This is a genomic window from Pseudomonas sp. Leaf58 (assembly GCF_003627215.1).
GTDB lineage: Bacteria > Pseudomonadota > Gammaproteobacteria > Pseudomonadales > Pseudomonadaceae > Aquipseudomonas.
In genome coordinates, this window is the sequence record NZ_CP032677.1 from 1,417,714 (window position 1) to 1,444,440 (window position 26,727).

The following is a 26,727-nucleotide window of genomic DNA, read 5'->3' on the forward strand; positions in this document are numbered from 1 at the left end:
ATGCCAATCCTCTTGACCAGTTTGAGGCTGCTTCCGCTTTGGCTAGGCCTCTTGTACCTGGGTGCAACCATTGCGCTGTTTTTCTTCGGCCCCTTTGATTGGCCGCTGAATAATGGCGGCGTGGTCCTTGGATTTCTCCTGGTGACACTGTTGGCCCTGGCGCTGGGTTATACGCTGAGTGGCCACGCCATCATCCCGGGGCGGCCATTGATCAGCTGGCGGAAATGCTACCGCGTGGGGGCAGTGGCCAGCATCATTTTGCTGTTTCCTTCGACGTATGTGTACACCGGTAAGTGGCCCTGGGAGGTGCTGAGCGTCTTGAGTGATCAGGGGGCCGCCTATCAGGAAATGCTCAAAGCGCTGGAGGCTAACGAATCCGGCATTCGTAGTTATGTTTCACTCGCACGAGCACTGGCCGCGCCATTCGTCTGCTGTGTGATCCCTTTCGCCATCCTTAACTGGCGCTCCTTGACGCTTTTGGATGTCCTGCTGCTGCTAGGCCACGTCGGCGCCGTCCTGGTGTTTTCGCTAATGCGCGGTACCGATCGCGAAACCGGCGAGCTGCTGGTTTTTGTGGGTGGTACCTTTATGGTGCTGGCAGGCCAGGCCATGATTCGACGGGGGCGGTTCCCTTTCAGTGCCGGCAAAGTAGGCGTGGCTGGTTTGCTGCTAGTGGTCCTGCTGTTCTCGACATTGTTCCTGTTCATTGAACGCAAGGAAGCCCGAATGGGCGGAAGCGGCATGTTCTGTATCGCTGAGGGGGTGGTGTGTTCGCACCGCTCGCCCAGTGATGAGCCTCTGGCAGATAAATTGAATTTTGCCATGGAGATGCTTTCTGCCTACATGGCCCAAGGATATTACGGGTTATCGCTGGCGTTGGAGGAGGATTTCACCTCGACGATGGGCCTCGGGCATTCATCGTTCTTGATGAGCAATTTTTCCAAGGTGGTGGACGATTCACTCTATCAGCGCAGCTACCTTAGCAAGGTGAACCTGGCGGGGTGGAGTGATACCGCCCAATGGTCGACAATGTTCACTTGGATCGCCAGCGATGTTGGCTTTCCGTTGGTGCCCTTGGTGATTCTGGTAATGGGGTTTCTTTGGGGGGGCGCTTGGAAAAGCGCGTTGTTCAATGGCAGTGAAGCAGGCACCCTCGTGTTCCTGTTTTTGACACTTTCGGTTTTGTACGCACCTGCTAACAATCAGTTGACGCAAACGCTGGATTCCTATTTTGCATTTGTATTCTGGCTGTTCATCTGGCTGGGCCAGCAACGCAAAGAACCGGCCTTGGTTAATGCCTAATTACAAATTTGTGAGGTTGTCATGTTCAAAGGTAAAACACTCTTAATCACCGGTGGCACCGGCTCGTTTGGTAACGCCGTCCTCAAGCGTTTTCTTGATAGCGACATCGCTGAAATTCGTGTTTTCAGTCGCGATGAAAAGAAACAGGATGACATGCGCAAGCGCTATGCCAGTAGCAAACTGAAGTTCTACATCGGTGATGTGCGTGACTACCAGAGCATCCTCAATGCCAGCCGAGGCGTGGATTTTATCTACCACGCGGCTGCGCTCAAACAAGTGCCTTCTTGCGAGTTCCACCCCCTGGAAGCCGTCAAGACCAATGTGCTGGGCACCGAGAACGTACTTGAGGCAGCGATCCAGAATGGGGTGAAGCGTGTCGTTTGCCTGAGTACCGACAAGGCGGTATACCCGATCAACGCCATGGGCATTTCCAAGGCGATGATGGAAAAGGTAATGGTTGCAAAGTCGCGTAATGTCGATAGCAACTGTACGGTTATCTGTGGTACTCGCTATGGCAACGTCATGGCGTCTCGGGGTTCTGTGATTCCGTTGTTCATCGAGCAGATACGTGCCGGCAAGGCGCTGACACTGACCGACCCCAACATGACCCGGTTCATGATGACCTTGTCGGATGCTGTTGACCTGGTGCTGTTTGCCTTCGAGCACGGCGAAAATGGCGATCTGTTCGTGCAGAAGGCACCGGCGGCGACCGTCCAGACACTGGCAGAGGCATTGACCCGGATGCTGGGCAAGCCAGAGCACCCAATTCAGGTGATTGGTACCCGTCACGGCGAAAAACTGTACGAGGCTCTGCTGAGCCGCGAGGAAATGGTGTGTGCCGAAGACATGGGCGACTATTATCGCGTCCCGCCAGATCTTCGCGACCTGAACTACGCAAAATTTGTCGAGCAGGGCGAAGTAGAGATTTCGCGCACCGAAGATTACAACTCGCATAACACCGAGCGTCTGGACGTTGAGGGCATGCAGCGCCTGCTGCTGAAGCTTGAGTTCATGCAGGCGATCCAGCGCGGCGAGCATGCCGTACCGGAGGAGTGATTGATGAACGTTCTGGTAACGGGAGCCGATGGTTTTATCGGCAAGAACCTGCTGGTGCACTTGCAAGAGCTTGAAGGCACCGTGGTGAGCACATTCACGCGCCACGATGATATCGCTGCTCTCCCGGCAAAGGTCGCTGAAGCAGACTTCGTGTTCCATCTGGCAGGTATCAACCGCCCGCAGGACCCGCAGGAATTCACGACCGGTAATGTCGACCTTACCCTTGCGCTGGCCGACGCCGTTCGCGCGAGCGGCAAAGCGATCCCTTTGCTGTACACGTCCTCCAGCCAGGCAACCTTGGACAATGCTTACGGTGTAAGCAAGCGTGGGGCCGAAGAGGCATTGGAGCAGTTGGCTGCGGCAACGGGGTCGCCTGTTTATCTGTTCCGTTTACCAAACGTATTTGGCAAATGGGCGCGGCCTAATTACAACTCCGCAGTGGCGACGTTCTGCCACAACATTGCCCGTGGTTTGCCTATTCAAATTAACGATCCGATGGCGGCGGTCAACCTGGTTTACATTGATGACGTCATCCGGTGCTTCCTGGAAGTGATGCGTGGTGAGCATGCCGGCAAGGCGTTTGTGAATGTTGAGCCGCAGTACACTGCGACGGTGGGTGAAATCGCCGACCATCTCAATGCCTTCCAGGCCAGCCGCAAAAACCTGATCACCGAGCCGGTGGGGACTGGTTTCGTACGCGCCTTGTATTCCACTTATGTCAGCTATCTGCCCGAGGACCGCTTCACGTACGAGGTGCCCAAGTACGGCGATGAGCGTGGTGTATTCGTGGAGATGCTCAAGACCCGTGACAGCGGCCAGTTCTCTTATTTCACCGCACACCCTGGGGTTACCCGGGGCGGCCATTACCATCACACCAAGACCGAAAAATTCCTGGTGATCAAGGGCACTGCCAGCTTCCGCTTCCGTCATATGGTGTCGGGAGAGTTTTATGAGCTACAGACGTCGGGTGACAAGCCCGTAGTCGTCGAGACCGTGCCAGGTTGGACCCATGACATCACCAACATCGGTGATGAAGAAATGGTCGTCATGCTGTGGGCCAACGAGATATTTGATCGCGAGCTTCCCGACACCTATGCGAAGCCATTGAACGCTTGAGCGCCAGCATCAGCAAGGAATAGATATGAAAAAGTTGAAGGTTGTCACCGTTGTCGGCACCCGACCAGAAATCATCCGCCTGTCGCGTGTCATGGCCGCACTGGACCAGCATTGCGAACAGGTGCTGGTGCACACCGGGCAGAACTATGATTACGAACTGAACGAGATCTTCTTCAACGATCTCGGGATTCGTAAGCCGGATCACTTCCTTAATGCTGCTGGTGCCTCGGGGGCCGAGACCATCGGTAATGTCATCATTGCGGTGGACAAGGTACTGGCCGAAATCGAACCTGAAGCGCTTCTGGTGCTGGGCGATACCAACAGCTGCATGGCTGTGATCCCCGCCAAGCGCCGCAAGATCCCGACCTTCCACATGGAGGCCGGTAACCGCTGCTTCGATATGCGCGTGCCAGAGGAAATCAACCGGCGGATTGTGGACCACACGGCGGATATCAACCTGACCTACAGCACGATCGCCCGTGACTACCTGCTGCGCGAGGGGTTGCCGCCAGACATGGTTATTAAGACCGGCAGCCCGATGTTCGAAGTCCTTAACTATTATCGCCCGTCGATCGAAGCGTCGGATGTCCTGCAACGTCTGGGGCTGGAAGAGGGGCAGTTCTTCGTGGTCAGCGCGCACCGCGAAGAAAACATTGAGGCCGACAAGAACTTCCTCAAACTGGTGGACGTGCTCAATACCGTGGCAGCCGAGTTTGACCTGCCAGTGATTGTGTCGACCCATCCTCGCACGCAGAAACGTGTCGATGCGCTGGGCGTCAAGTTTCACGCCAACGTACGCCTGCTTAAACCGCTGGGTTTCACCGATTACAACAAGCTGCAGTTGGCCTCCAAGGCTGTTCTGTCAGACAGCGGGACAATCAACGAAGAGTCGTCGATCCTCAATTTCCCAGCATTGAATTTGCGCGAAGCACATGAGCGCCCCGAGGGAATGGAAGAGGCTGCAGTGATGATGACTGGCTTGGAGGTGGCCCGCGTGCTGCAGGGGTTGGCCGTACTGGAAAGCCAACCACGTGGCGAGGTCCGTGGCTTGCGTCTGGTCGAAGACTACAGCATGCCAAACGTGTCCGAAAAAGTGGTGCGGATTATTCACAGCTATCGTGACTATGTAATGCGTACCGTCTGGAGAAGGTACTGATCCGCCATGGCCACGCGCATTCTACTGCTGACGCAATGGTTTGACCCGGAGCCCACCTTCAAAGGGCTGGTGTTTGCCCGTGAGCTTGTCGCTCAGGGGTTTGAGGTGGAAGTTTTAACCGGTTTCCCCAATTACCCTGGCGGTAAGTTGTACTCGGGATACAAGGTCAAGCTCATACAGCGTGAAGTGATCGATGGCGTTAAGGTGACGCGCGTTCCGCTCTATCCCAGCCATGGGCAGAGCGGTATCGGGCGTGTGCTCAATTATGCAAGTTTTGCTGCAACTAGCCTATTTTATGGGTTGTTTGGCGTGCGTAAACCGCACGTCATCTATGCCTACCACCCGCCGTTGACAGTGGGTATGTCTGCAGCACTGATACGGATGCTCCGCCGCGTACCGGTGGTGTATGACATTCAGGACATGTGGCCGGATACCTTGAAGGCTACTGGCATGTTCTCGAACGAGAAGGCACTGAAACTGGTCAGCCGGGTATGCGACTGGGTGTACCGCCGTGTGGATCAGATCGTGGTACTTTCGCCTGGTTTCAAGCGGTTGCTCATTGAGCGGGGTGTGCCGGCAGCAAAGATCGATGTGATTTATAACTGGTGTGCCGAGGACATGGTGTGTGCCGCGGATGCAGGTAAGCCCTTGAACTTCACGCCTGACGACACCTTCCGGGTGTTGTTCGCCGGCAATATGGGCAAGGCGCAAGCGCTGGATGCGGTCATCGAAGCGGCAGCGATCCTGAAGCAAAGGGCTGCCAATGTCTCGCTGACCTTCCTGGGCGGGGGCGTTGAGGTCTCGCGCCTGCAGGCTGTTGCCCGGGAACGGCAACTCGACAACGTGACCTTTTTGCCGGGAGTGCCCATGGCGGAGGTGGGGGCATACCTGGCGAGTGCTGATGCGTTGATGGTACACCTGAAGAAGGACCCGCTTTTTACCATTACCATTCCGTCCAAGACCCAAGCTTACATGGCAGCCGGGAAGCCGCTGATCATGGCAGTGGAAGGCGATGCAGCACAGTTGGTACGCGATGCCGACTGCGGAGTGATAGCCGAGCCGCAGAACCCTCAAGCCCTAGCAGATGCCTGCATCGAGCTCAGCTTGCTGAGTGAGCAGCAGCGGATTCAGATGGGCCAGCGAGGCGCGGAGTTCTATCGGCAGAAGCTGTCCTTGAAAGTGGGTGTACAACGCTTTGGCGAGCATTTCCGGCGCTTGGGCAATTAATTGGGCAATTCCATGGGCGCGCCGTTGAATCTGGTTGGGTATTGAGATGTTGAAACGATTGTTCGATGTGGTAGCAGCGATGGCAGGCCTGATAATCCTGTCGCCAGTCATCGTCGTCGTGGCGATGATGATCCGGCGCAAGCTTGGCTCACCGGTGTTGTTCCGTCAGGTACGCCCCGGTATGGGCGGCAAGCCTTTCGAGATGGTCAAATTCCGTACCATGCGCGACGCGCTCGATAGCCAAGGGAACCCGCTACCAGACGCCCAGCGCATGACTCGGTTCGGCAGTTTCTTGCGCTCAAGCAGCCTGGATGAGTTGCCCGAACTGTGGAACGTCGTAAAAGGCGATATGAGCCTGGTCGGCCCTCGACCGCTGTTGATGGAGTATCTGCCGTTGTACGACGCTGAGCAGCGACGTCGCCATGATGTGCGGCCAGGTGTTACCGGCTGGGCTCAAATCAACGGTCGCAATGCACTGAGCTGGGAGGAAAAGTTTCAGCTCGACGTCTGGTATGTAGACAACCGCTCATTCTGGCTTGACCTCAAAGTCATCCTTCTTACGGTGAAAAAAGTCCTTATACGTGACGGTATTAGTGCGCAGGGCGAGGTCACCATGTCCAAATTTACCGGTTCGCGCAAATGAACCGGCTGGCGATTCTGGGTGCCAGCGGCCACGGTAAGGTAGTGGCCGATGCCGCAGCGTTGTGCGGCTGGACACACATCGACTTCTTTGACGATGCCTGGCCTGAGCGCAGTGTATGTGGCGCGTGGTCAATTGTCGGGGGCAGTACCCAGCTGCTTGCTGCGGTTGATGCCTATGAGGGCGTAGTCGTGGCGATCGGCAACAACGCCATCCGCCGCGCCAAACAGCAGTTGCTTGAGCAGGCTGGGGCTGTCATGGCGACCATCATCCATCCTGCCGCGGTGGTCAGTAAACATGCGCGTTTGGGTGCCGGCAGCGTAGTGTTTGCCACAGCTGTGATTAACCCGTTTTGCGAGGTCGGTGACGGTGCCATTCTTAACACCGGTTGTAGTGTCGATCACGATTGCAGCCTAGGGGCATTTGTTCATGTCAGCCCTGGGGCGCGTCTGGCAGGCCAGGTGCAGGTCGGCGACGAGAGCTGGGTAGGCATTGGCGCCTGCGTGCGGCAACTGACCAGCATCGGCGCGCATGTCACAGTGGGCGCCGGAGCGGTGGTAGTTTCGACGGTTGCCGATCACCTGACTGTCGTTGGGGTTCCCGCACGGGCCGTTGGCAAATGATCACGCTTAACGTGACCGAACCAAGCATTTATTGCTGGCGCAGCTTGTCGCCAGTATCGACGAACATTTTGGATAGCGAGTAGATCACTGTGTTGAATACTTCTTTTGCCCCTTGGCCATCATTCACCGAAGAAGAGGCCAATGCAGTTCGCGATGTCGTTCTGTCCAACAAGGTCAATTACTGGACTGGCCAAGAGTGCCGCCAGTTTGAGCAAGAGTTTGCTGCCTGGGCGGGGACAGCCCATGCGGTAGCGCTTGCCAACGGTACCGTTGCGCTGGATTTGGCATTGAATGCACTGGGCATTGGCGAGGGTGATGAAGTCGTCGTCACCCCGCGCACCTTCCTCGCGTCGGTGTCCAGTATCGTCAATGCCGGGGCGGTGCCGGTTTTTGCTGAAGTCGACAGGGATACGCAAAATATCACTGCCGAAACCATCCGCGCAGTGCTCACGCCGCGTACCCGGGCCGTAATCTGTGTTCACCTCGCCGGGTGGCCGTGCGACATGGACCCCATCATGGCATTGGCCACCCAGCATGACCTGAAAGTGATTGAAGACTGTGCACAGGCGCACGGTGCAACCTACAAGGGGCGTTCGGTGGGCTCCATTGGTCACGTCGGCGCTTGGTCATTCTGCCAGGACAAGATCATGACCACTGGTGGCGAGGGCGGCATGGTCACCACAAATGACCGTGAGCTTTGGGCAAAGATGTGGGCGTACAAGGACCACGGCAAAAGTTGGGAAGCGGTTTATCAGCGCGAGCATGCCCCCGGTTTCCGCTGGTTGCACGAGAGCTTCGGCACCAACTGGCGCATGATGGAAATGCAAGGCGTTATCGGCCGTATACAGTTGCGTCGCATGCCTGATTGGGCCAAAGCGCGAATCGGCAATGCCACTGCGATCTGGGAGTGTGCCAAAGGGCTCAAGGGCTTGCGGGTGCCTGTCCTCCCGCAGGACATCGGCCATGCAGCCTACAAATGTTACGTTTTCGTCGAGCCGGGAGCATTGCGCCCGGATTGGTCGCGTGACCGTATTTTGGGGGCGATTGCTGAGCGCGGGGTGCCCTGTTTCTCAGGCTCCTGCTCCGAGGTCTATCTTGAAAAAGCATTTGACGGCACCAACTGGCGCCCAGACCCGCATCTGAGTGTTGCCCGGGAACTTGGCGAAAACAGCCTGATGTTCATGGTCCACCCAACCTTGAGCGCCGCGGAAATCGAGAAAACCTGCCAGGTACTGAAAGACGTCATGGCGTTGGCAGCGGCGTAATGCTCCGCAACTGTACGGGACCTAGGTGGAACATGGCATGGAAGTGGAAGCATGATTAACAGACTGCGCGCCTGGTTGCTGGCCTTGCCCAGGCGCCACAAGCGCCTTGTTCAGGTAATCGCAGATATCTTACTGGTGTGGGTGGCGCTGTGGCTGGCGTTTCTGGTCAGGCTGGGTATCGATGAACTGGCCAACCCGGTGCTGGAGCATGCATGGCTGTTTATCGCCGCTCCTGCCGTTTCTATCCCACTGTTCGTGCGATTTGGCATGTACCGAGCGGTCATGCGTTATTTTGGCAACGAGGCCCTGATCACCATTATCAAGGCGGTTAGCTTGTCTGCCTTGATTCTGGGGCTTGTGGTGTATTGGTACAGCAACCATGAGCACTTGGTGCCAAGATCGGTCATCTTCAACTACTGGTGGCTGAGCCTGATCATGGTAGGCGGGCTACGCCTCGCGATGCGGCAGTACTTCCTTGGCGACTGGTTCACGGCAGCACAACATGTGCCGTTCGCCAGCCGGCAGGACGGGTTGCCACGGGTGGCAATCTACGGGGCCGGTGCCGCCGGCAACCAGCTCGTGGCGGCGCTGCGCATTGGCAAGATGATGCGCCCGGTGGCATTCATCGACGATGACGACAGTATTGCTGACAGGGTGATCTCGGGTTTGCAGGTCTACAAACCTGAGCATATCGAGAAGATGCTGGATATTACGGGGGCGCAGGAGATCCTGCTGGCTATCCCTTCCGCCACCAGGGTGCGGCGCCGGGAAATCCTGACCTGCCTTGAACGCTTTCCGCTGCACGTGCGCAGTATCCCAGGGTTCATGGACCTGGCCAGTGGCCGGGTCAAGGTGGATGACATCCAAGAGGTTGATGTTGCCGATCTGCTTGGCCGTGATGCAGTACCTGCGCAAGAGGATTTGCTGGAGCGCTGCATCACGGGGCAAACGGTGCTGGTCACCGGGGCCGGCGGCTCGATAGGGTCTGAGCTGTGCAGGCAGATTCTAAGCCTGTCGCCCACCATCTTGCTGATGTTCGAGCACAGTGAGTTCAACCTCTACAACATCCAGTCGGAGTTGGAGCAGCGTATTAATCGCGAAGGGTTGGCCACGCGGTTATTACCCATACTCGGTTCGGTGCGTAATCCCCGCTTGTTGCTGGATGTGCTGCAAAGTTGGAAGGTGGATACGGTGTACCACGCCGCGGCTTACAAGCATGTGCCGATGGTCGAGCACAATGTCGCCGAAGGTGTGCTGAATAATGCCATCGGCACCCTTTATACCGCGCAGGCGGCATTGCAGGCAGGCGTTGCCAATTTTGTGCTTATTTCAACAGACAAGGCGGTACGCCCCACCAATGTCATGGGCAGCACCAAGCGCCTGGCCGAACTTGCATTGCAGGCTTTGAGCCACGAAGCGGCTCCTGTGCTTTTTGGCGAGGAGGGCAATGTGTCTCAGGTCAACCGCACGCGTTTCACCATGGTGCGGTTCGGCAACGTGTTGGGCTCGTCGGGCTCTGTAATCCCGCTATTCCATAAGCAGATTCAGGCCGGTGGCCCCGTTACGGTCACTCACCCGAAGATCACACGTTACTTCATGACCATTCCGGAGGCCGCTCAACTGGTTATCCAGGCCGGTTCCATGGGGCAGGGTGGCGACGTATTCGTATTGGACATGGGCGAGCCGGTGAAAATTGTCGAGCTCGCTGAAAGGATGGTTCATTTGTCGGGCCTGAGTGTGCGCTCCGAACGTAACCCGCATGGCGATATTACCATTGAGTTCAGCGGCCTGCGGCCGGGGGAGAAACTGTATGAGGAGTTGCTGATTGGTGACAATGTCATCGCCACGCGTCATCCGATGATCATGAGCGCGCAAGAAGATTATTTACCTTGGGACACCATGAAGCAAAGGCTGACGGCGCTCCTCGCAGCGATTGAATCGGATGACTACGTGACTATTCGGCAGATTCTGCGCGAAACAGTGGCTGGCTACACCCCTCAGGGCGAAATTGTTGACTTCCTGCATCTTCAACGTCGCCTGGAACCCTGACAGCATGCGCTCCGTGGTTGGGCTACGGAGCGCGGATTGCAACGCTACGGGGGCGTTGCACAGGCTTCCTGCAAAGGCTGACAGGTAGCTGGTTAGTTGTTCTGCGCCTTGGAAGCTTCGAACATACGGTAGTATTCAAGTGTACGTTCACGGCCGTCGCTTGCAGTGTTCGACCACTCTTTGGAAACATACGACTGGTACGGCACAAACAGAAGGGCGGCCGGGGAGCGCAGGAACAATCCAATTGCCGCGATGCTGAGCGCCATTACCAGCACAAACGCGGGTACCCGGATTGGCATGGTTTGCGTTGCCAGAATGTCATAGATCAATATCGCCTGTACGAAAGCGGCCAAATAGTGCACCCGGTTCCAAATAAGCGCGAAGTCGAACAGTAGCGCTTGCGCGAAGATCAGGCACAGCAGCAGGCTCACCAGAAGCACGTAGCGTGGCGCCTGATAATCGAGGGTGTAGCGGGTAGCCACCAGCAGCGCGCAGTTAAACAGGATAAAACCGTAGCCTGCAACAGACCGGGGGGACCCACCAAAGTCTGCGTACACCGCTAGCTTCTCTGAAATAAATGGAATATCAAGGCCGCTGCCCAAGGCGAGTGTCGCCTGGCCAATCCCCGCCGGTGCAATACAGTAGAAGACGAAACATACGACTGCAACGGCTGCCGCATGATGCATAAGCGGGCGCAATGCTTTACGCACGTAAACGATACCGTAGATCAGCGCGGAATATTGAAACCCCACGGCGGCGATGAACCAGAGTACGGACCATTTGCCCTTGCCATCTGCCAATAGGGTCAAACATACCAGCAGCGCCGACACGGCAAGCGACTGGCGGATTGTGCCCAGTTCTAGCGGCAGGAACACCCAGCAAAACACATAGGCCAGGCCAAATACCACGCGGATATCAAAGCGCTGAAGGAAGTACACAGCGCTTAGAATGTTGATGGTACCCACCACCAGCAAAAACAGTTGAAAGTTTCCAATCTGCGCGATCAGGTAGTTGAGTAAATAGAAAAGTGGCTCCATCGCCACCACGTCCTGTGGCTGGGCGAGGAAAGGGCTTTGCGCGATGGCATTGAAGTAGCTTTCATACACCATCCAGTCAAAGCCAGTCTCGAAACGCAAAGCGCACACGGACCAGACCAGTACCGTCCCTAGCACCAGGCTAATCCCAGTGCTACGCAGCGAGAATATGCTAGGGGCCGACATCAGCCAGAGCGCCATGGCCACACACAGGTAAAAAATCATCTTGGCCTCTCTGGTCTGGCTGCCAGACGGTAGGGACAACTGGGCATCGAGCGCGGCCGTCATGGCCATTCAGGGGCTGGTCGCAGTCAATAAATGAAAGGGCCACCGATTCGGCTAATGTGGACATTGCCCGGCGGCAGAGGGTTCCCTGCGAAGCACGTGTGAAATGCTGGATGTTCTGGGTGGCCGTGCACCGCCGTAATGCAGCGATGGACGCGGGAAAGCTTGATAAAGTGATGCCCGGAGAATCGTCCTGTGTGACCGATAAATGGCACTGCAACATCGCTAGACACTCAATGCGCCTAGGTAAGCCTTGCCTAAAGTGATAACAATAAACTGAAAGATGGGGGCGCTATCGCTATGGGGAAGTGGGCCGACAACAGCATTCGAGAACGCTTGCAAAGGCTGCCGCGCGAGCACAAGCGCTTAATACAGGTGGTGAGTGACGTCGTTCTGGTTTGGTGCGCTTTGTGGTTGGCATTCGTGGTCAGGCTGGGGGTAGAGGACCTGTTCAGTCCGTTGTTTAAGCATGCATGGTTGTTTTTGTGTGCCCCGTTTGTGGCCATCCCGTTGTTTGTCCGTTTTGGGCTTTACCGCGCCGTAATGAGGTACTTTGGCAGTGACGCCATGATTGCAATCATCAAGGCGGTTACGCTCTCGGCACTGATTCTTGGCGTCATCATCTATTGGGTGGGCGACCGTCAGGCCGTGGTCCCCCGCTCGATCACGTTCAACTACTGGTGGCTGAGCCTGATCATGGTTGGCGGGCTGCGCTTGGCCATGCGGCAGTACTTCCTGGGTGACTGGTTTTCCGCCGCTGTCCAGCATGTGCCATTCGCCAGCCGCGACGATGGGTTGCCGAAAGTGGCCATTTACGGCGCAGGCGCCGCAGGCAACCAGTTGGTGGCTGCACTGCGCATGGACAAGGCCATGCGCCCTGTGGCCTTCATCGATGACGATGCCAGCATCACCGACCGGGTGATTGCCGGTTTGCAGGTGTACCACCCCGACCAACTGCAGCGGCTGATCGACGTGACCGGCGCCCAGGAGATTCTGCTGGCGGTCCCGTCTACGACCCGCACCCGTCGCCGGGAGATTCTGACCTACCTCGAAAGCTTCCCACTGCACGTACGCAGTGTGCCTGGCTTCATGGACCTGGCCAGTGGCAAGGTCAAGGTGGATGACATTCAGGAAGTCGACATTGCCGATTTGCTGGGCCGTGATGCCGTGCCTGCGCAAGGCGACCTGCTGGAGCGTTGCATTGTCGGCCAGGCGGTGCTGGTCACCGGGGCAGGTGGCTCAATCGGCTCCGAGCTGTGCCGTCAGATCCTTGGGCAAGCTCCCAAGACACTGCTGCTGGTCGATCACAGCGAATTCAACCTCTACAGTATCCTCACGGAGCTGGAGCAGCGTGTTGCCCGTGAGTCGTTGTCAGTCAGCCTGATCCCGATCCTGGGCTCGGTGCGCAACCAGTCGCAAATGCTCGACATCATGAAAACCTGGCGGGTTGATACCGTGTATCACGCCGCGGCCTACAAGCATGTGCCAATGGTCGAGCACAATATTAGCGAAGGCCTGATCAACAACGTCATCGGCACCTTGCACACCGCCCAGGCTGCCCTGCAGGCCGGTGTCGCCAACTTTGTGCTGATCTCCACCGACAAGGCAGTGCGCCCGACCAACGTCATGGGTAGCACCAAGCGCCTGGCCGAAATGACCCTGCAAGCCCTCAGCCGCGAAGTGGCCCCGGTGCTGTTCGGCGATGCGGGTAACGTTTCGCAGGTCAACAAAACCCGCTTTACCATGGTTCGCTTCGGCAACGTGCTGGGCTCTTCGGGGTCGGTGATTCCGCTGTTCCACAAGCAGATCCAGGCCGGTGGCCCGCTGACGGTCACGCACCCGAAGATCACCCGTTACTTCATGACCATTCCAGAAGCCGCGCAGTTAGTCATCCAGGCCGGGTCCATGGGCAAGGGCGGCGATGTATTCGTGCTCGACATGGGCGAGCCGGTACGCATTGTCGAACTGGCGGAAAAGATGATTCACCTGTCGGGCTTCAGCGTGCGTTCCGAGCGTAACCCGAAAGGCGACATTGCCATCGAGTTCACCGGCTTGCGGCCGGGTGAGAAGCTCTATGAGGAACTGCTGATCGGTGACAATGTGATCGCCACCCGCCACCCGATGATCATGAGTGCCGATGAAGATTTCCTGGCATGGGATGCGTTGAAAGACGCGTTGAGCCAGTTGTTGGCTGCCGCTGCAGCCGACGACTTCGTGCGGGTGCGGCAGTTGCTGCGTGAAACGGTCATCGGTTATGCGCCGGAAGGGGAGATCGTCGACTGGATCTACCAGCAGCGGCGCCTGGAGCATTGAGCGTCAGGCGATCACCGTTTTAAATGTGCGGGCGGGCAGGCGGCGCGTTAGATGCCACCGGTGTCGCCGCTGCTAGCGGACAAGCCCCCCAAATGAGTGCGCAGGGTGTGGAAGGTGGCGATATGCTACCGCTGCACCCAGGCAATTTCATAACTTCAGCGCCATCCTGCCTTCATCCCAGGGTTTTCCCTCCCCCCCATCCCGCGTATCATCCGCTCAGACAAATCTGAAAAATCCCACGCCAGCCCCAGACCAAAAGTCTTGCGCCCTTGCGTGCACAGCAGCTTCAGATACCCAGACAATCATCAACAACGTACAACGACCGGCCAGATACAGGGCCAGGCCAGGCAAGCCGGCTGTCCGACGGATGGGATGGTGCCAGATGAGATTTGAAGGAATAGGTTTTGATCAAGCGTAGAAAGGTTGCAATCGTTGGTTGTGCTTACCGTTTCCCGGGTTCTTCCAATGCCGGGTTCTGGCAAAACCTGATGGAAGGGCGCGACCTGGTGACCCAGGTCGACCCGTCGCGTTGGGACAAAAGCGAATTCCTGCACCCGGACAAGGCCAGCCCTGCAACCAGCTACACCTTCGCCTCCGGCACCCTCGGTGATATCAGTGCCTTTGACGCGGGGTTCTTCAGCATCTCGCCACGCGAAGCGGCGATGATGGACCCGCAACAGCGCATTCTGCTTGAAATGTGCTGGGAAACCTTCGAGAACGCCGGGGTTAAACCGTCCACCCTGCGTGGCAGCAACTGCGGGGTGTACCTGGGTATCGCCGGTGTCGAGCAGTCTTACCGGGTGATCGAGGACCTGGCGAGCATCGATGCCGCCACCGCCACCGGCAACACCATGAGCATCGCGGCCAACCGCTTGTCGTTCTTCTACGACCTGCGCGGGCCGAGCATGGCCATCGACACCGCCTGTTCGTCGTCGCTGGTGGCCTTCCACCAGGCCTGCCAGGCCATTCTCAGCGGGGATGTCGACCAGGCCGTGACCGGCGGCATCAGCCTGCACATGCACCCGTTCGGTTTCATGATTTTCGCCAAGGCGACCATGCTGTCGCGCACCGGGCGCTGCCAGTCGTTCGACGAGAACGGCGACGGTTATGCCCGCTCCGAAGGCGGCGGCCTGTTCCTGCTCAAGGACTATGACCAGGCGCTGGCCGATGGCAACACCATTTTGGCGGTGGTCGCCGCCAGTGCGGTGAACACCGATGGGCGCAAGTCCAGCCTTACCCTGCCCAACGCCGAGGCCCAGGCGGCGCTGCTCAAGCGGGCCTACGCCCAGGCCGGCATCGCCCCCGAGCAGCTGGATTACCTGGAGGCCCATGGCACCGGTACCGCCGTGGGTGACCCGATAGAAACGCGCGCTATCGGCGAAGCGCTGGGCCAGGCGCGTGGCGCCGGCAACCCGCTGCCGATCGGCTCGGTCAAGAGCAACCTCGGCCACCTGGAGGCGGCCTCCGGTGCGGCGGGCCTGATGAAGGCCTTGAGCTGCCTGGCCGAGCGCACTGTGCCCGCCACCATTGGCGTCCAGGCGCTTAACCCGAACATCGCCTTTGCCGACCTCAACCTGCAGGTGGTTACCGAACCCTTGCCGCTGAAGGCGCAAGGGCAACTGACCGTGGGCGTGAACTCGTTCGGCTTCGGTGGGGCCAACGCCCACGTCATCCTGCAGAGCCCCGAGCCGCAAGCAGCGCCGCCTGCCGCTGTAGGCGCGCAGCGGGTGCCGCTGCTGCTCAGCGCCAAGACCGAGCAGGGCCTGCGCGCCATGGCCGAACGCTTTGCCGCCTACCTGGCCGAACACCCCCAGGCCGATTATTACGATGTCGCCTACCAGGCGATGTTCCGCCGCGATGCGCACAACCATCGCCTGCTGCTGGTCAGTGACAACGCTGCCGAAGCCGCGCAGGCGCTGGATGACTATGCCCAGGACCCGACGCTCAGCGAATTGAGCGCAGTACTGGAAGCAGGCCAGGCACTGGAGGGCGCTTCGGCGCCGGTGTTCGTCTATTCCGGCAACGGTTCGCAGTGGCAGGGCATGGGCCAGGCGATGCTCGGCCAGCCGCTGTTCGCGGCGGCTGTGGATGAAGTGGACGCGCTGTTCCAGCCCCTGGCGGGCTATTCGCTGCGCGCCGAGCTGCTGGGCGACAACGGCGAAGGCCGCTATGCCCGTACCGAAATCGCCCAGCCGGCCTTGTTCGCCCTGCAAGTGGCGGTTACCCGGGTACTGGCTAGCGAAGGCATTCACCCGGTCGCGGTCATCGGCCACAGCGTCGGTGAAGTGGCCGCTGCCTGGGCCAGCGGGGCGCTGAGCCTGGAGGACGCCACCCAAGTCATCTACCACCGTAGCCGCCTGCAGGGCCTGACCCGCGGCAGCGGGCAGATGACCGCAGTAGGCTTGTCGGGCGAGGCCACTGCGCAGCTGATTGGCGAACTGAAACTGGACGGCCGCCTGGTGGTGGCCGGCGAAAACAGCGCCCGTGGCGCCACCGTTGCCGGTGAAGTCGACGCCCTGGCGCTGCTTGAAGAGGCCCTGGGCGAGCGCCAGGTGTTCGCCCGTCGCCTGGACCTGGACTACGCCTTCCACTCGCCGGCCATGAACCCTATCGAGCAAGCGGTAATCGCCGACCTCGCGCACATCCGCCCGCGCGCTACGCACATTCCGTTCTACTCCACCGTGGTTGGCGGCCAGCTGGACGGCGAGCGGCTCGACAGCCACTACTGGTGGCAGAACATTCGCTTCCCGGTACTGTTCCAGGGGGCGCTGAATGCCTTGGTGCGCAGCGGCTTGAACCTGTTCGTCGAAGTGGGCCCGCATGCGATCCTGCGCAGCTACGTCACCGATGTACTGGCCGAGTGCGAGCAAGCGGGGCAGGTGGTTGCCACCCTCAAGCGCAACGACCACAGCCCGCAGCTGCTGGAGCGCACGGTGACGCGCCTGCTGATTGCTGGCGTCGAGCCGCAGTGGCAGGCCCGCTTCCCGGTTGCCGGGCGGCCGGTGCGCCTGCCGAACTATGCCTGGCAGCGTGACCACTTCACCCTCCCAGTCAGTGCCGAAACCCTCAGCCCACTGGGCCGCCAGCGGGTGCACCCATTGCTCGGTTACCCGGTGCCCGACCTGGCGCTGACCTGGGAAAACCGCCTGGACACGCAACTGTTCCCGACCCTGGGCGACCACAAGGTCGGCGAGTCGGTGCTGTTCCCGGGCGCGGGCTTCACCGAACTGGCGTTGGCCGTGGCGCAACTGCACCAGCCGGGTGAGTTCGTCGACATCGAAGAGCTGGAAATCCACAACCCGCTGCTGCTGAGCAGCGACGCCAGCAAGAAGGTGCGCGTGCAGGTCGAAGAGGCCGACGGCACCCTGCGCATCACTTCACGCACCCTGGCGCAGCGCGAAGACTGGGTACAGCACGTGGTCGCACGGCTGCCGGGCGAAGCCCGTGGCGTGCTGCTGGGCGCCCGTGCACCGGCGCTGCCGGCACGCCCAGCCGACTTTACCGGCGAACAGCACCTGGCCTTGACCTGCGCCGTTGGCCTGAACTACGGCCCGGCCTACCAGACCGTGGCAGCCGCCTGGGTCGAAGCCGAGCGCGTGCTGGCCCAGCTGGCTGTGCCGGCTGCCATCGAGCACGAACTGGCCGGCCTGCACCTGCACCCAGCCCTGCTGGACGGTGCTTTCCAGCTGATCACCGAACTGCTGGCCAGCCGCCCGGGCCGTAACGACGGCCTGGCGTTCATCCCGGTCAAATTGGGGCGCATTGCCTTCACCAACGCCGGCGGCCTGCCGGTGCTGGCCGAAGTGCGCCAGCGCAAGCGCACCGCGCACTCGCTGCTGGTCGACTTCACCCTGTTCGATGCCAGCGGCGCTGCCGTGTTGGCGATCAAGGACGCGCGCATGCGTGCCGTGCGCCTGCAGTACGACCGCAGTGGCGATATCAAGCGCATGGGCCATGTGGGCCTGGCCGCACCGGGCAAAGTGCTGCCGCTGCAGCGCCATGCCGTGGCCCGCACGCCGCTGGCCGATGCCTTGCAGCGCCTGGCCGACGAGCCGGCGCAGGTGCGTTACCTGAATGAAGTGGAGCCGCTGCTGGACGTGCTGTGCGTCAGCTTTGTGCTCGATGCCGTCGAGCAGGCCGGTGGCCGCTTGAGTGCCGAGCAAGTCGCGCTGTGGTCGCAGGCCCAAGGCGACTTCCTAATGGCGCTGTTGCGCCACGCCGAGCAGGACGGCAGCTTGCTGCGCAGCGCCGACGGTGGTTGGCAGCTGGCCGACCTGGGCGAGCGCCCCGCGTCGGAGGCCATCTGGCAAGAGCTGTTCCAGAGCTACCCCGAGTATTTCCAGATTATCCATTCGGTGGGCCGCATTGGCCGTCACCTGCTGGCGCTGCTAGCGGGCGACCAGGCCTTCGACACCCTGCAACCACGGGAAACCAGCGGTGCCAGCCTGGCGCGCCTGGTGCTGGGTGCGGCAGGGCAGCAGCAGGTGCTGGCCGGCATTGGCCAAACCCTGGCCGAGCGCCTGGCGCAACTGCCTGCCGGGCAGCGCCTGCGCGTGCTGGAAATCGGCTTTGGCGGTGCCTCGTTTGCCGAGCTGCTGTATGCCAGCCTGGATTTCGACCGCATCGACTACGCCTACTGCGTCGCCGAGCCAGAGCTGGAGCAACGCCTGCGCGACGATTGCCCAGCCTTGAACGTGCTTGGCCTGGAGCAACTGGCCGAAGCGGGTAGCTTCGATTGGGTACTGCTGCCCACCGACTTTGCCGCGCTTGGCGCTGTGGGCGATGCCCTGCGCCAGGCCAGCGCCCAGCTCAACCCGCATGGCCAACTGGCGCTGCTGGGGCAATACCCGGCGCGTTGGGTAGACTTTGTCTTCGGCAGCCAGCCTGGCTGGTGGCTGGCCGGCCCGCAGCAGGCGTTGTCGCGCCAGCAGGGCCCGGCGTTTTGGCAACATGAACTGCAACGCCACGGCCTGACTGGGTTGCGCACCGTCGATGCCTTGCCGGGTAGCGCCTGTGGCAGCTACTTGTTGCTGGCCGACAAGCCCGCAGCAGCCGGTGCTGGCGCCGGCGAAGTGGCGGTACAGCGCTGGGCCGTGCTGGCCGAAGCCGGGCAGGGCGCGGCCCTGGGCCTGGCCGAGCAACTGCGTGCACACGGCCAGCAGGTGGACCTGTTGCAGCCTGGCGATGCCCAGGCATTGGCGGCGCAATTGGGCGCCCTTGGCCAGGCACCCCAGCATGTACTGCACCTGGCCGGTTTCGACAGCCCCGCTGGCCTGGATGGCCAGGCTGAGCGCTGCCTGCAGGCTGCCGCGCTGGTGCAGGCGTGCGAGTCGCTGGCTATCGCCCCGCAGTGCTGGCTGTTCAGCCGTGGCGCTGCCGAACACCTGTATGGCGCTGACAGCGCTGCCGATGTCGCCGCCATTGCCGATGCGGCGTTCTGGGGCTTCGGCCGCACCTTGGCCAACGAGTCGGCCAGCTGCCGTATCCGCCAGCTCGACCTGGCCTACGCAGCGCCCGTCGAGCTGGCAGTGCCGGCATTGCTGCACGCCGACAGCGAAACCGAACTGGCCCTGGATGCCGAAGGCCGCCGTTATGTACCGCGCCTGCGGGTGCTGGCCGAGCAACCCCGCCGGGTTGACGGCGCCGCGCAGTGGCTATGCCTGGGCTTTGACCTGCCAGGGCAGTTGCGCAACCTGCGCTGGGAAGTGCGCGAGCCGCGTCAACCGGCGCCGGACGAGCTGGACATCGCCGTGCGTGCCACCGGCCTGAACTTCCGTGACGTGATGTTCGCCCTGGGCCTGTTGTCGGACGAAGCGATCGAAAACGGCTTCTCCGGCCCCACCCTGGGCTTCGAGTTCGCCGGTGTGGTGCAAGGCAAAGGGGCCGACGTGCTGGGCGATTTCGCCCCGGGTGACCGTGTGGTCGGCTTTGGCCCGTGCAGCTTCGCCAACCGCCTGGTGACCAACGCCAACGCCGTGGCACACATCCCCGAGGGCATGTCGTTCGAGGCGGCAGCGACCATTCCGAGTACCTTCTTCACCGTGTACTACGCGTTGCACCATCTGGCGCGCCTGGAACCTGGCGAGAAGGTGCTGATCCACGGTGCCGCTGGCGGCGTGGGCATTGCTGCAATCCAGATCGCCAAGTGGTTGGGCGCTGAAATTCACGCTACCGCAGGCAGCGACGAGAAGCGCGACTTCCTGCGCCTGCTGGGCGTAGAGCACGTGTACGACTCGCGTTCGCTGGCCTATGCCGACCAGGTGCTGGCGGCTACAGGCGGGCGTGGCGTGGACGTGGTGCTCAACTCGCTGGCTGGGGAAGCGATCAACCGTAACTTCCAGGTATTGAAGCCATTTGGCCGCTTCCTGGAGCTGGGCAAGCGCGATTTCTACCAGAACACGCGTATTGGCCTGCGCCCGTTCCGCAACAACATCAGCTACTTCGGTATCGATGCCGACCAGCTGATGAGCGAGCGCCCGCAACTTACCCGCCGCCTGTTCGCCGAAATGATGGCGCTGTTCGCCCAGGGCATCCTGCACCCGCTGCCGTTCCGCGAATTCGACGCCAACCAGGTGGTCGAAGCCTACCGCTACATGCAGCAGGCGCGGCAGATTGGCAAGGTGGTGGTGACCTACGCCAACCCCATCGAGAATACCGTCGACACCCGCCTACAGCCGGCGCGGGCGCTGCAGCTTGCCGCCGACGCCAGCTACCTGGTCACCGGTGGCCTGGGTGGCTTTGGCCTGCGCACGGCGCAATGGCTGATCGACAAGGGCGCCCGCCACCTGGTGCTGCTGGGCCGCCGCGGCCCGGCCAGTGCCGAAGCCCAGCCGCAGCTGGCGCTGTGGCAGGCGCAGGGCATCGATGTACAGGCCGTGGCCTGCGACATTACCGACCGTGAGCAATTGCGCGCGGTCTTCGAGCGCATTGCCGCCAGCCCTTGGCCGCTGCGTGGCCTGGTGCATGCGGCGACGGTGATTGACGACGGGCTGATCCGCAACCTCGAAGCCGACCAGTTGCGCCGCGTGCTCGAACCCAAGGCCAAAGGTGCGCAATACCTGCATGAACTGGCCCAGGGCCTGGCGCTGGACTTCTTCGTGATGTTCTCCTCGGCGACCACCTTGTTCGGCAACCCCGGCCAGGCCAACTACGTAGCGGCCAACCACTGGCTGGAAGCCCTTGCGCGGCACCGTCGTGCCCAAGGGCAGGCGGCCACGGCGGTGCTGTGGGGGGCGATCGACGATGTCGGCTTCCTGGCGCGCAATAGCCAGATCAAGGACGCCCTGCAAAGCCGCATGGGCGGCGCCGCGCTGCGGGCCGAGGCGGCCCTGGCGCAGCTCGAAGCCATGCTGCTGGACGGCGACAACGGCCACGGCGTGTTGGAGCTGGACTTCAAGGCGCTGTCGCGCTTCCTGCCAAGCGCCAGCACGCCGCGTTTCGCCGAACTGGCCCGCGCCCATGGCGGCGACCAGGAAGACGAAGGCAACAGCGAGGATATCCAGCGCATGCTGGCGGAAATGGACGACGCCGAGTTGCTGCAGCGCTTTGCCGAAATGCTCAAGCACGAGGTGTGCGAGATTCTGCGCCTGCCGCCGGCACGCCTGGATGCCCAGCGCCCGCTGCAGGAACTGGGGCTCGACTCGTTGATGAGCGTGGAATTGGTGGTGGCCCTGGAAGAGCGTTTCGGCATCCGCCTACCGGTGATGGAGCTGAGCGACAGTTCCAGCATCGACAAGCTTGCCGCGCGGTTGTTGGAACTGCTGCGCGGTGAAGGGGGCAGCCATGAAGACCAGCTGGCGCAGAATGTGCTTGCCCGTCATGGCAGCGAACACAGCGCCGAAGACTTGGCGCAGTTGAACGCTGCCCTGGCCGACACCAGCACGGCCCCCAACCGATTGATTGACTAAGAGCGCTAGATGACAGCCAGAACCCCGACCGGCCTTGGTGGCGATACCAAGCAACGCCTCATCCAGCAAGCCTTGGCACGTCGCCGCCATGTTGCTGCCGAGGGCGTCGAGGGCGCCACCCTGGAGCAGGTGCAGCAGGCTGCCCTGAAGGTGCCCGAGGCGTTTTATCGGTTTGACCAGCACCCGGGTTACCAGCAACTGCGGGTTATCCAGCAGGGTGCGCAGCGGTTGGGGCTGAGCAACCCGTTCTTCCGCCTGCACCAAGGCACTGCGGGTGCACAGACGCAGATTGGTGAGCGCGAATACCTTAACTTTGCCAGTTACAACTACCTGGGTTACTCCGGCCACCCGCGTGTGGCCGAAGCGGCCAAGGCGGCGATTGACCGGTACGGCACATCGGTGTCGGCCAGCCGCCCGGTTTCTGGCGACCGCCCGCTGCACCGTGAGCTGGAGCGTGAACTGGCCAGCCTGTATGACGTGGACGATGCGGTGGTGATGGTGAGTGGTCACGCTACCAATGTCACGACCATCGGCTACCTGTTCGGGCCGCGCGACTTGGTGGTGCATGACGAACTGATCCATAACAGCGTACTGCAGGGTATTCAGCTGTCGGGTGCCCGGCGTTTGAGTTTCGCCCACAACGACTGGCAGGCGCTGGACCGTTTGCTGGGCGAGCAGCGCCAGCACTTCGAGCGGGTGCTGGTGGTGGTGGAAGGCATCTACAGCATGGACGGCGACTACCCCGAGCTGCCCCGGTTCGTTGAGCTTAGAAACAAGTACAAAGTGTTTTTGATGGTGGATGAAGCGCATTCGCTGGGCGTGATGGGGGCGACGGGTAAAGGTATCCGTGAGCACTTTGGCCTGGCGGGTAATGATGTTGATATCTGGATGGGGACGTTGAGCAAGACCCTGGCCAGTTGCGGCGGTTACATCGCGGGCAGCACGGCGCTGATCGAGCATTTGAAGTTTTTGGCGCCCGGTTTTCTGTACAGCGTCGGCATGCCGCCGGCGGTTACGGCTGCTGCGTTGGCGGCGGTGAAATTGTTGGCCAACGACAGCGAGCGAGTGGCCCAGGTGCAGGCGCGGGGTGAGTTGTTCCTGCGCCTTGCCCGCGAGGCGGGCTTGGACACGGCGACCAGTACCGGGTTGGCGGTGATACCGGTGATTACTGGCAGCTCGTTCAAGGCCGGGCGGTTGTCCAGTGCGCTGTTCGAGCGTGGCATCAATGCCCAGCCGATTTTGTACCCAGCGGTGCCGGAGCAGTCTGCGCGGGTGCGGTTTTTTGTGTCTTGCGAGCATACCGAAGAGCAGATTCGGCATACCGTGGCGGTGGTGGCGGAGGAAGTGGCGCGGTTGGGGTGAGGGTTGGGTTTAGGTGAACTTGGCTCTACTTTTTTAGGGGCCGGGTGGGTCTGACTTGAGTGTTGTGTGGTTGCTAGGTGTGTCTGGCTTGAGTGTTGTGTGGTTGCTAGGTGTGTCTGGCTTGGGTTATGTGGGGCTGCTGACATCGGGCGCCGCCCGCGCGGCGCTTCGCGGGGCAAGCCCGCTCCCACATCTGTTTCGGGCCAGTTATTCCTGTGCCCAATGGGTTGCAGCCTGGGTGCATGGCTGAAGATTGATGAAGAGCAGTCGCGCAACCTTCGACATCGCGCGCAACCTTCGACATCGAATGGAACAAACAAGGCGGACAGAGGTGAATCCACAGGAGTAACTGGCCCGAAACAGATGTGGGAGCGGGCTTGCCCCGCGAAGCGCCGCGCGGGCGGCGCCGATGTCAGCAGCCCCACAACACCCAAGCCCACATCTGTTTCCGGCCAGTTATTCCTGTGCCCAATGGGTTGCAGCCTGAGTGCATGGCTGAAGATTGATGAAGAGCAGTCGCGCAACCTTCGACATCGAATGGAACAAACAAGGCGGACAGAGGTGAATCCACAGGAGTAACTGGCCCGAAACAGATGTGGGAGCGGGCTTGCCCCGCGAAGCGCCGCGCGGGCGGCGCCCGATGTCAGCAGCCCCACAACACCCAAGCCAGGCACACCAGAGCCCCACAAAACCAATGCCTTTAAAAAACCGCAGGGCCAAGCTCATCAGATTCGAGGGCCTTGTTTAGCAATACACTCCCTCACACCCAAATCGCGTCCCAATGTGGGTAATCACCCACCCGCGTCACCAGACCTGCCCGTATCGGATTGCAGATTACATATCTGGCCACCCTGCGCATGTCTTCATCTCGGCGCAGTGCTCGATCCTGATAACCGGACTGCCATACCCTCTCCCGGCGAAATCCCCTTTGATAAAGAGCATGGCTGCTGCGTGATTTGAACCTACGCATCAAGCTGCAGAGCGTGGTGTCCTTCAGCTCAATAAGCCAGTGAACATGGTCTGGCATGGCAACCCAGGTTAAAGACCGGCATGCACCATCGTCTTCCGCCTGACGCAATTGTTGGATTACCGCGCGGGCGAACCACAGATTGGTGAATAACCGCTTTCGGTTATGAGTGACGGTTGTCAGTAGATAAAGCCTACCGGGTTCAGAGACGCGGCCACGACGTAGAAGATGGGATTGCGCACGTTCCATATGAATTTCTCCAACTAAAGGGTGAAGAAAACATAGGTGAGCGTGAGGCTGTGAGGGGGCTAGAGATATTGCTGGATGTTGGGTTTGCCTGGCTTGGGTTATGTGGGGCTGCTGACATCGGGCGCCGCCCGCGCGGCGCTTCGCGGGGCAAGCCCGCTCCCACATCTGTTTCGGGCCAGTTATTCCTGTGCCAAATGGTTTGCAGCCTGGGTGCATGGCTGAAGATTGATGAAGAGCAGTCGCGCAACCTTCGACATCACGCGCAACCTTCGACATCAAATGGAACAAACAAGGCGGACAGAGGTGAATCCACAGGAGTAACTGGCCCGAAACAGATGTGGGAGCGGGCTTGCCCCGCGAAGCGCCGCGCGGGCGGCGCCGATGTCAGCAGCCCCACAACACCCAAGCCCACATCTGTTTCCGGCCAGTTATTCCTGTGCCCAATGGGTTGCAGCCTGAGTGCATGGCTGAAGATTGATGAAGAGCAATCGCGCAACCTTCGACATCAAATGGAACAAACAAAGCGGACAGAGGTGAATCCACAGGAGTAACTGGCCCGAAACAGATGTGGGAGCGGGCTTGCCCCGCGAAGCGCCGCGCGGGCGGCGCCGATGTCAGCAGCCCCACAACACCCAAGCCCACATCTGTTTCCGGCCAGTTATTCCTGTGCCCAATGGGTTGCAGCCTGAGTGCATGGCTGAAGATTGATGAAGAGCAGTCGCGCAACCTTCGACATCGAATGGAACAAACAAGGCGGACAGAGGTGAATCCACAGGAGTAACTGGCCCGAAACAGATGTGGGAGCGGGCTTGCCCCGCGAAGCGCCGCGCGGGCGGCGCCGATGTCAGCAGCCCCACAACACCCAAGCCCACATCTGTTTCGGGCCAGTTATTCCTGTGCCAAATGGTTTGCAGCCTGGGTGCATGGCTGAAGATTGATGAAGAGCAGTCGCGCAACCTTCGACATCAAATGGAACAAACAAAGCGGACAGAGGTGAATCCACAGGAGTAACTGGCCCGAAACAGATGTGGGAGCGGGCTTGCCCCGCGAAGCGCCGCGCGGGCGGCGCCCGATGTCAGCAGCCCCACATAACCCAAGCCAGGCACTACCTCAACCCACATCAAAACCCTCAGATATACGGCGCCTCATACGCATTCAACTGCTCAACAAACTTCCAATGGCTCTTCTTGCCAAACCCCATCCACCGCTTCAGCCGTATATCCCAGCGCATGTGATGATTAGCGATCCACGGCAGCGCAAACAGGTGCGCCCCGCGCCACGGAATGAACGGGTTACGCCGCAGGCTGGCGTAAATTTCCACGCGATGGCTAGCCTTGTGGCTGGCGCAACGGGCATGGAAACCAGAGGTGTCTGCCACCACCAAGGTGTTGGCCGGTACCGCAAAGCGGCGGGGCGGGGGCAGGCCGAGGGCGGCCAGCTCGGGCTCGTCAATGCGGAACGAACCCTCACGGTGCATCTGTTCGCTAGAACGCGCCGCCCCCAGACTTTGCCGATACTCCCACGCCAGCCGTTCCGGGGTCAGACGATGCGAGCCCGGCACATAACTGAATGGCCCCTGGTCATCCTCAACGTCATCCAGAAACAACCACGCCTTGGCCGTGGGGTGGAACGTGTCGGCATGCAAACGCGTCTGCGGGTCTTGGTCGGCATTGGCCGCATCGATCACAATCGACTGCAACTGGTAAGTAATGCCACCGGTATTGGACGACGCGTAGGCAATCAGGTCGCGCACCCCACGGTCTACCACGAACGCCGCGCTGGCCGGGTTGTGGGCCAACACATCCTGGTCAAGGCTGACCCGGCGGGTGACCGCCCGGCCCTGGCGCATTTCCCAACCAGTACTGCGCAATGCCCCCAGCTCGGCGCGCAAAGCCGCAAACTGCTCGGCAGGCAGGGCGTTTTCACGGATGAAAAAACCATTCTGCTCAAAATGCTCGCGCTCAGGGGCAGCCAACCGCGACGCCAACGCCTGGCGGCGGTAACCGGCCATCGCCATGGCCAGCTGGCGACGCTGTACATGCAGGCCCAAGGCATTGAGCCGGGCACTGCCAAGCACCGGGTTGTTCTCGAACGATTTCGCATGCGTGGCCAGCTGCAAGCAATGCCAGGGAAGTGCCGCGTAACGGCCGATGTCCTTGATCGAAACAGGCATGTT

General features: G+C 60.5%; 16 protein-coding genes. 13 read left to right on the forward strand and 3 right to left on the reverse strand.

Translation table 11 applies throughout. The features are described 5' to 3' along the window. The 9 genes from DV532_RS06625 (at position 1) to DV532_RS06665 (ending at position 10,434) form a co-directional block, all read left to right on the forward strand. On the forward strand, positions 1-1,302 hold the full coding sequence (locus tag DV532_RS06625) for a hypothetical protein (RefSeq protein WP_056807330.1): 1,302 nt from the start codon (positions 1-3) through the stop codon (positions 1,300-1,302). Between the two features lie 21 nt (positions 1,303-1,323). After that, positions 1,324-2,358: a polysaccharide biosynthesis protein gene (locus DV532_RS06630; RefSeq protein ID WP_056807327.1), complete on the forward strand. Its 1,035-nt coding sequence runs from the start codon at positions 1,324-1,326 to the stop codon at positions 2,356-2,358. Positions 2,359-2,361: 3 nt separating this feature from the next. After that, the gene (locus DV532_RS06635; protein ID WP_056807324.1) at positions 2,362-3,474 is read left to right on the forward strand and encodes an NAD-dependent epimerase/dehydratase family protein; all 1,113 of its coding nucleotides are present in this window, start codon (positions 2,362-2,364) and stop codon (positions 3,472-3,474) included. A gap of 25 nt (positions 3,475-3,499) precedes the next feature. Further along, complete coding sequence (wecB, locus tag DV532_RS06640) at positions 3,500-4,630, forward strand: non-hydrolyzing UDP-N-acetylglucosamine 2-epimerase (RefSeq protein WP_056807321.1); 1,131 nt, start codon at positions 3,500-3,502, stop codon at positions 4,628-4,630. Between the two features lie 6 nt (positions 4,631-4,636). Beyond that, positions 4,637-5,857 (forward strand): glycosyltransferase family 4 protein, encoded by a 1,221-nt coding sequence (locus DV532_RS06645; RefSeq protein WP_056807318.1) that lies wholly within the window; start codon positions 4,637-4,639, stop codon positions 5,855-5,857. A gap of 46 nt (positions 5,858-5,903) precedes the next feature. Further along, positions 5,904-6,500, forward strand: coding sequence for a sugar transferase (locus DV532_RS06650; protein WP_056807315.1), 597 nt, complete (start codon positions 5,904-5,906; stop codon positions 6,498-6,500). Continuing rightward, positions 6,497-7,120: an acetyltransferase gene (locus tag DV532_RS06655; RefSeq protein WP_056807312.1), complete on the forward strand. Its 624-nt coding sequence runs from the start codon at positions 6,497-6,499 to the stop codon at positions 7,118-7,120. The genes DV532_RS06650 and DV532_RS06655 overlap by 4 nt, the downstream gene beginning before the upstream one ends. Positions 7,121-7,209: 89 nt before the next feature. Beyond that, the gene (locus DV532_RS06660) at positions 7,210-8,385 is read left to right on the forward strand and encodes a DegT/DnrJ/EryC1/StrS aminotransferase family protein (RefSeq protein ID WP_056807309.1); all 1,176 of its coding nucleotides are present in this window, start codon (positions 7,210-7,212) and stop codon (positions 8,383-8,385) included. A gap of 51 nt (positions 8,386-8,436) precedes the next feature. Next, positions 8,437-10,434, forward strand: a complete 1,998-nt coding sequence (locus tag DV532_RS06665) for a nucleoside-diphosphate sugar epimerase/dehydratase (protein WP_056807308.1) — start codon at positions 8,437-8,439, stop codon at positions 10,432-10,434. Between the two features lie 92 nt (positions 10,435-10,526). Here DV532_RS06665 and DV532_RS06670 read toward each other — a convergent pair whose 3' ends face one another. Further along, complete coding sequence (locus DV532_RS06670) at positions 10,527-11,762, reverse strand: EpsG family protein (RefSeq protein WP_082477204.1); 1,236 nt, start codon at positions 11,760-11,762, stop codon at positions 10,527-10,529. Between the two features lie 291 nt (positions 11,763-12,053). Here DV532_RS06670 and DV532_RS06675 point away from each other — a divergent pair, with 291 nt between their 5' ends. The 3 genes from DV532_RS06675 to DV532_RS06685 all read left to right on the forward strand — a co-directional run bounded on the left by DV532_RS06675 (position 12,054) and on the right by DV532_RS06685 (position 23,335). Then, positions 12,054-14,066: a nucleoside-diphosphate sugar epimerase/dehydratase gene (locus DV532_RS06675; protein ID WP_056807302.1), complete on the forward strand. Its 2,013-nt coding sequence runs from the start codon at positions 12,054-12,056 to the stop codon at positions 14,064-14,066. Between the two features lie 404 nt (positions 14,067-14,470). Further along, positions 14,471-21,973, forward strand: a complete 7,503-nt coding sequence (locus DV532_RS06680) for a type I polyketide synthase (protein WP_056807299.1) — start codon at positions 14,471-14,473, stop codon at positions 21,971-21,973. 9 nt (positions 21,974-21,982) lie between these two features. Continuing rightward, complete coding sequence (locus DV532_RS06685) at positions 21,983-23,335, forward strand: aminotransferase class I/II-fold pyridoxal phosphate-dependent enzyme (RefSeq protein WP_056807296.1); 1,353 nt, start codon at positions 21,983-21,985, stop codon at positions 23,333-23,335. A gap of 760 nt (positions 23,336-24,095) precedes the next feature. On the opposite strand, the gene DV532_RS06690 is transcribed toward DV532_RS06685, so the two are convergent. Continuing rightward, complete coding sequence (locus tag DV532_RS06690) at positions 24,096-24,551, reverse strand: transposase (RefSeq protein ID WP_082477202.1); 456 nt, start codon at positions 24,549-24,551, stop codon at positions 24,096-24,098. Between DV532_RS06690 and DV532_RS30180 the strand changes: the two genes are divergently transcribed. Further along, positions 24,479-25,102: a hypothetical protein gene (locus tag DV532_RS30180; RefSeq protein WP_162948965.1), complete on the forward strand. Its 624-nt coding sequence runs from the start codon at positions 24,479-24,481 to the stop codon at positions 25,100-25,102. The two genes, DV532_RS06690 and DV532_RS30180, sit on opposite strands and share 73 nt — an antisense overlap. A gap of 578 nt (positions 25,103-25,680) precedes the next feature. On the opposite strand, the gene DV532_RS06695 is transcribed toward DV532_RS30180, so the two are convergent. Beyond that, positions 25,681-26,724 (reverse strand): phytanoyl-CoA dioxygenase family protein, encoded by a 1,044-nt coding sequence (locus tag DV532_RS06695; protein WP_056807293.1) that lies wholly within the window; start codon positions 26,722-26,724, stop codon positions 25,681-25,683. Between the last annotated feature and the right edge of the window lie 3 nt (positions 26,725-26,727).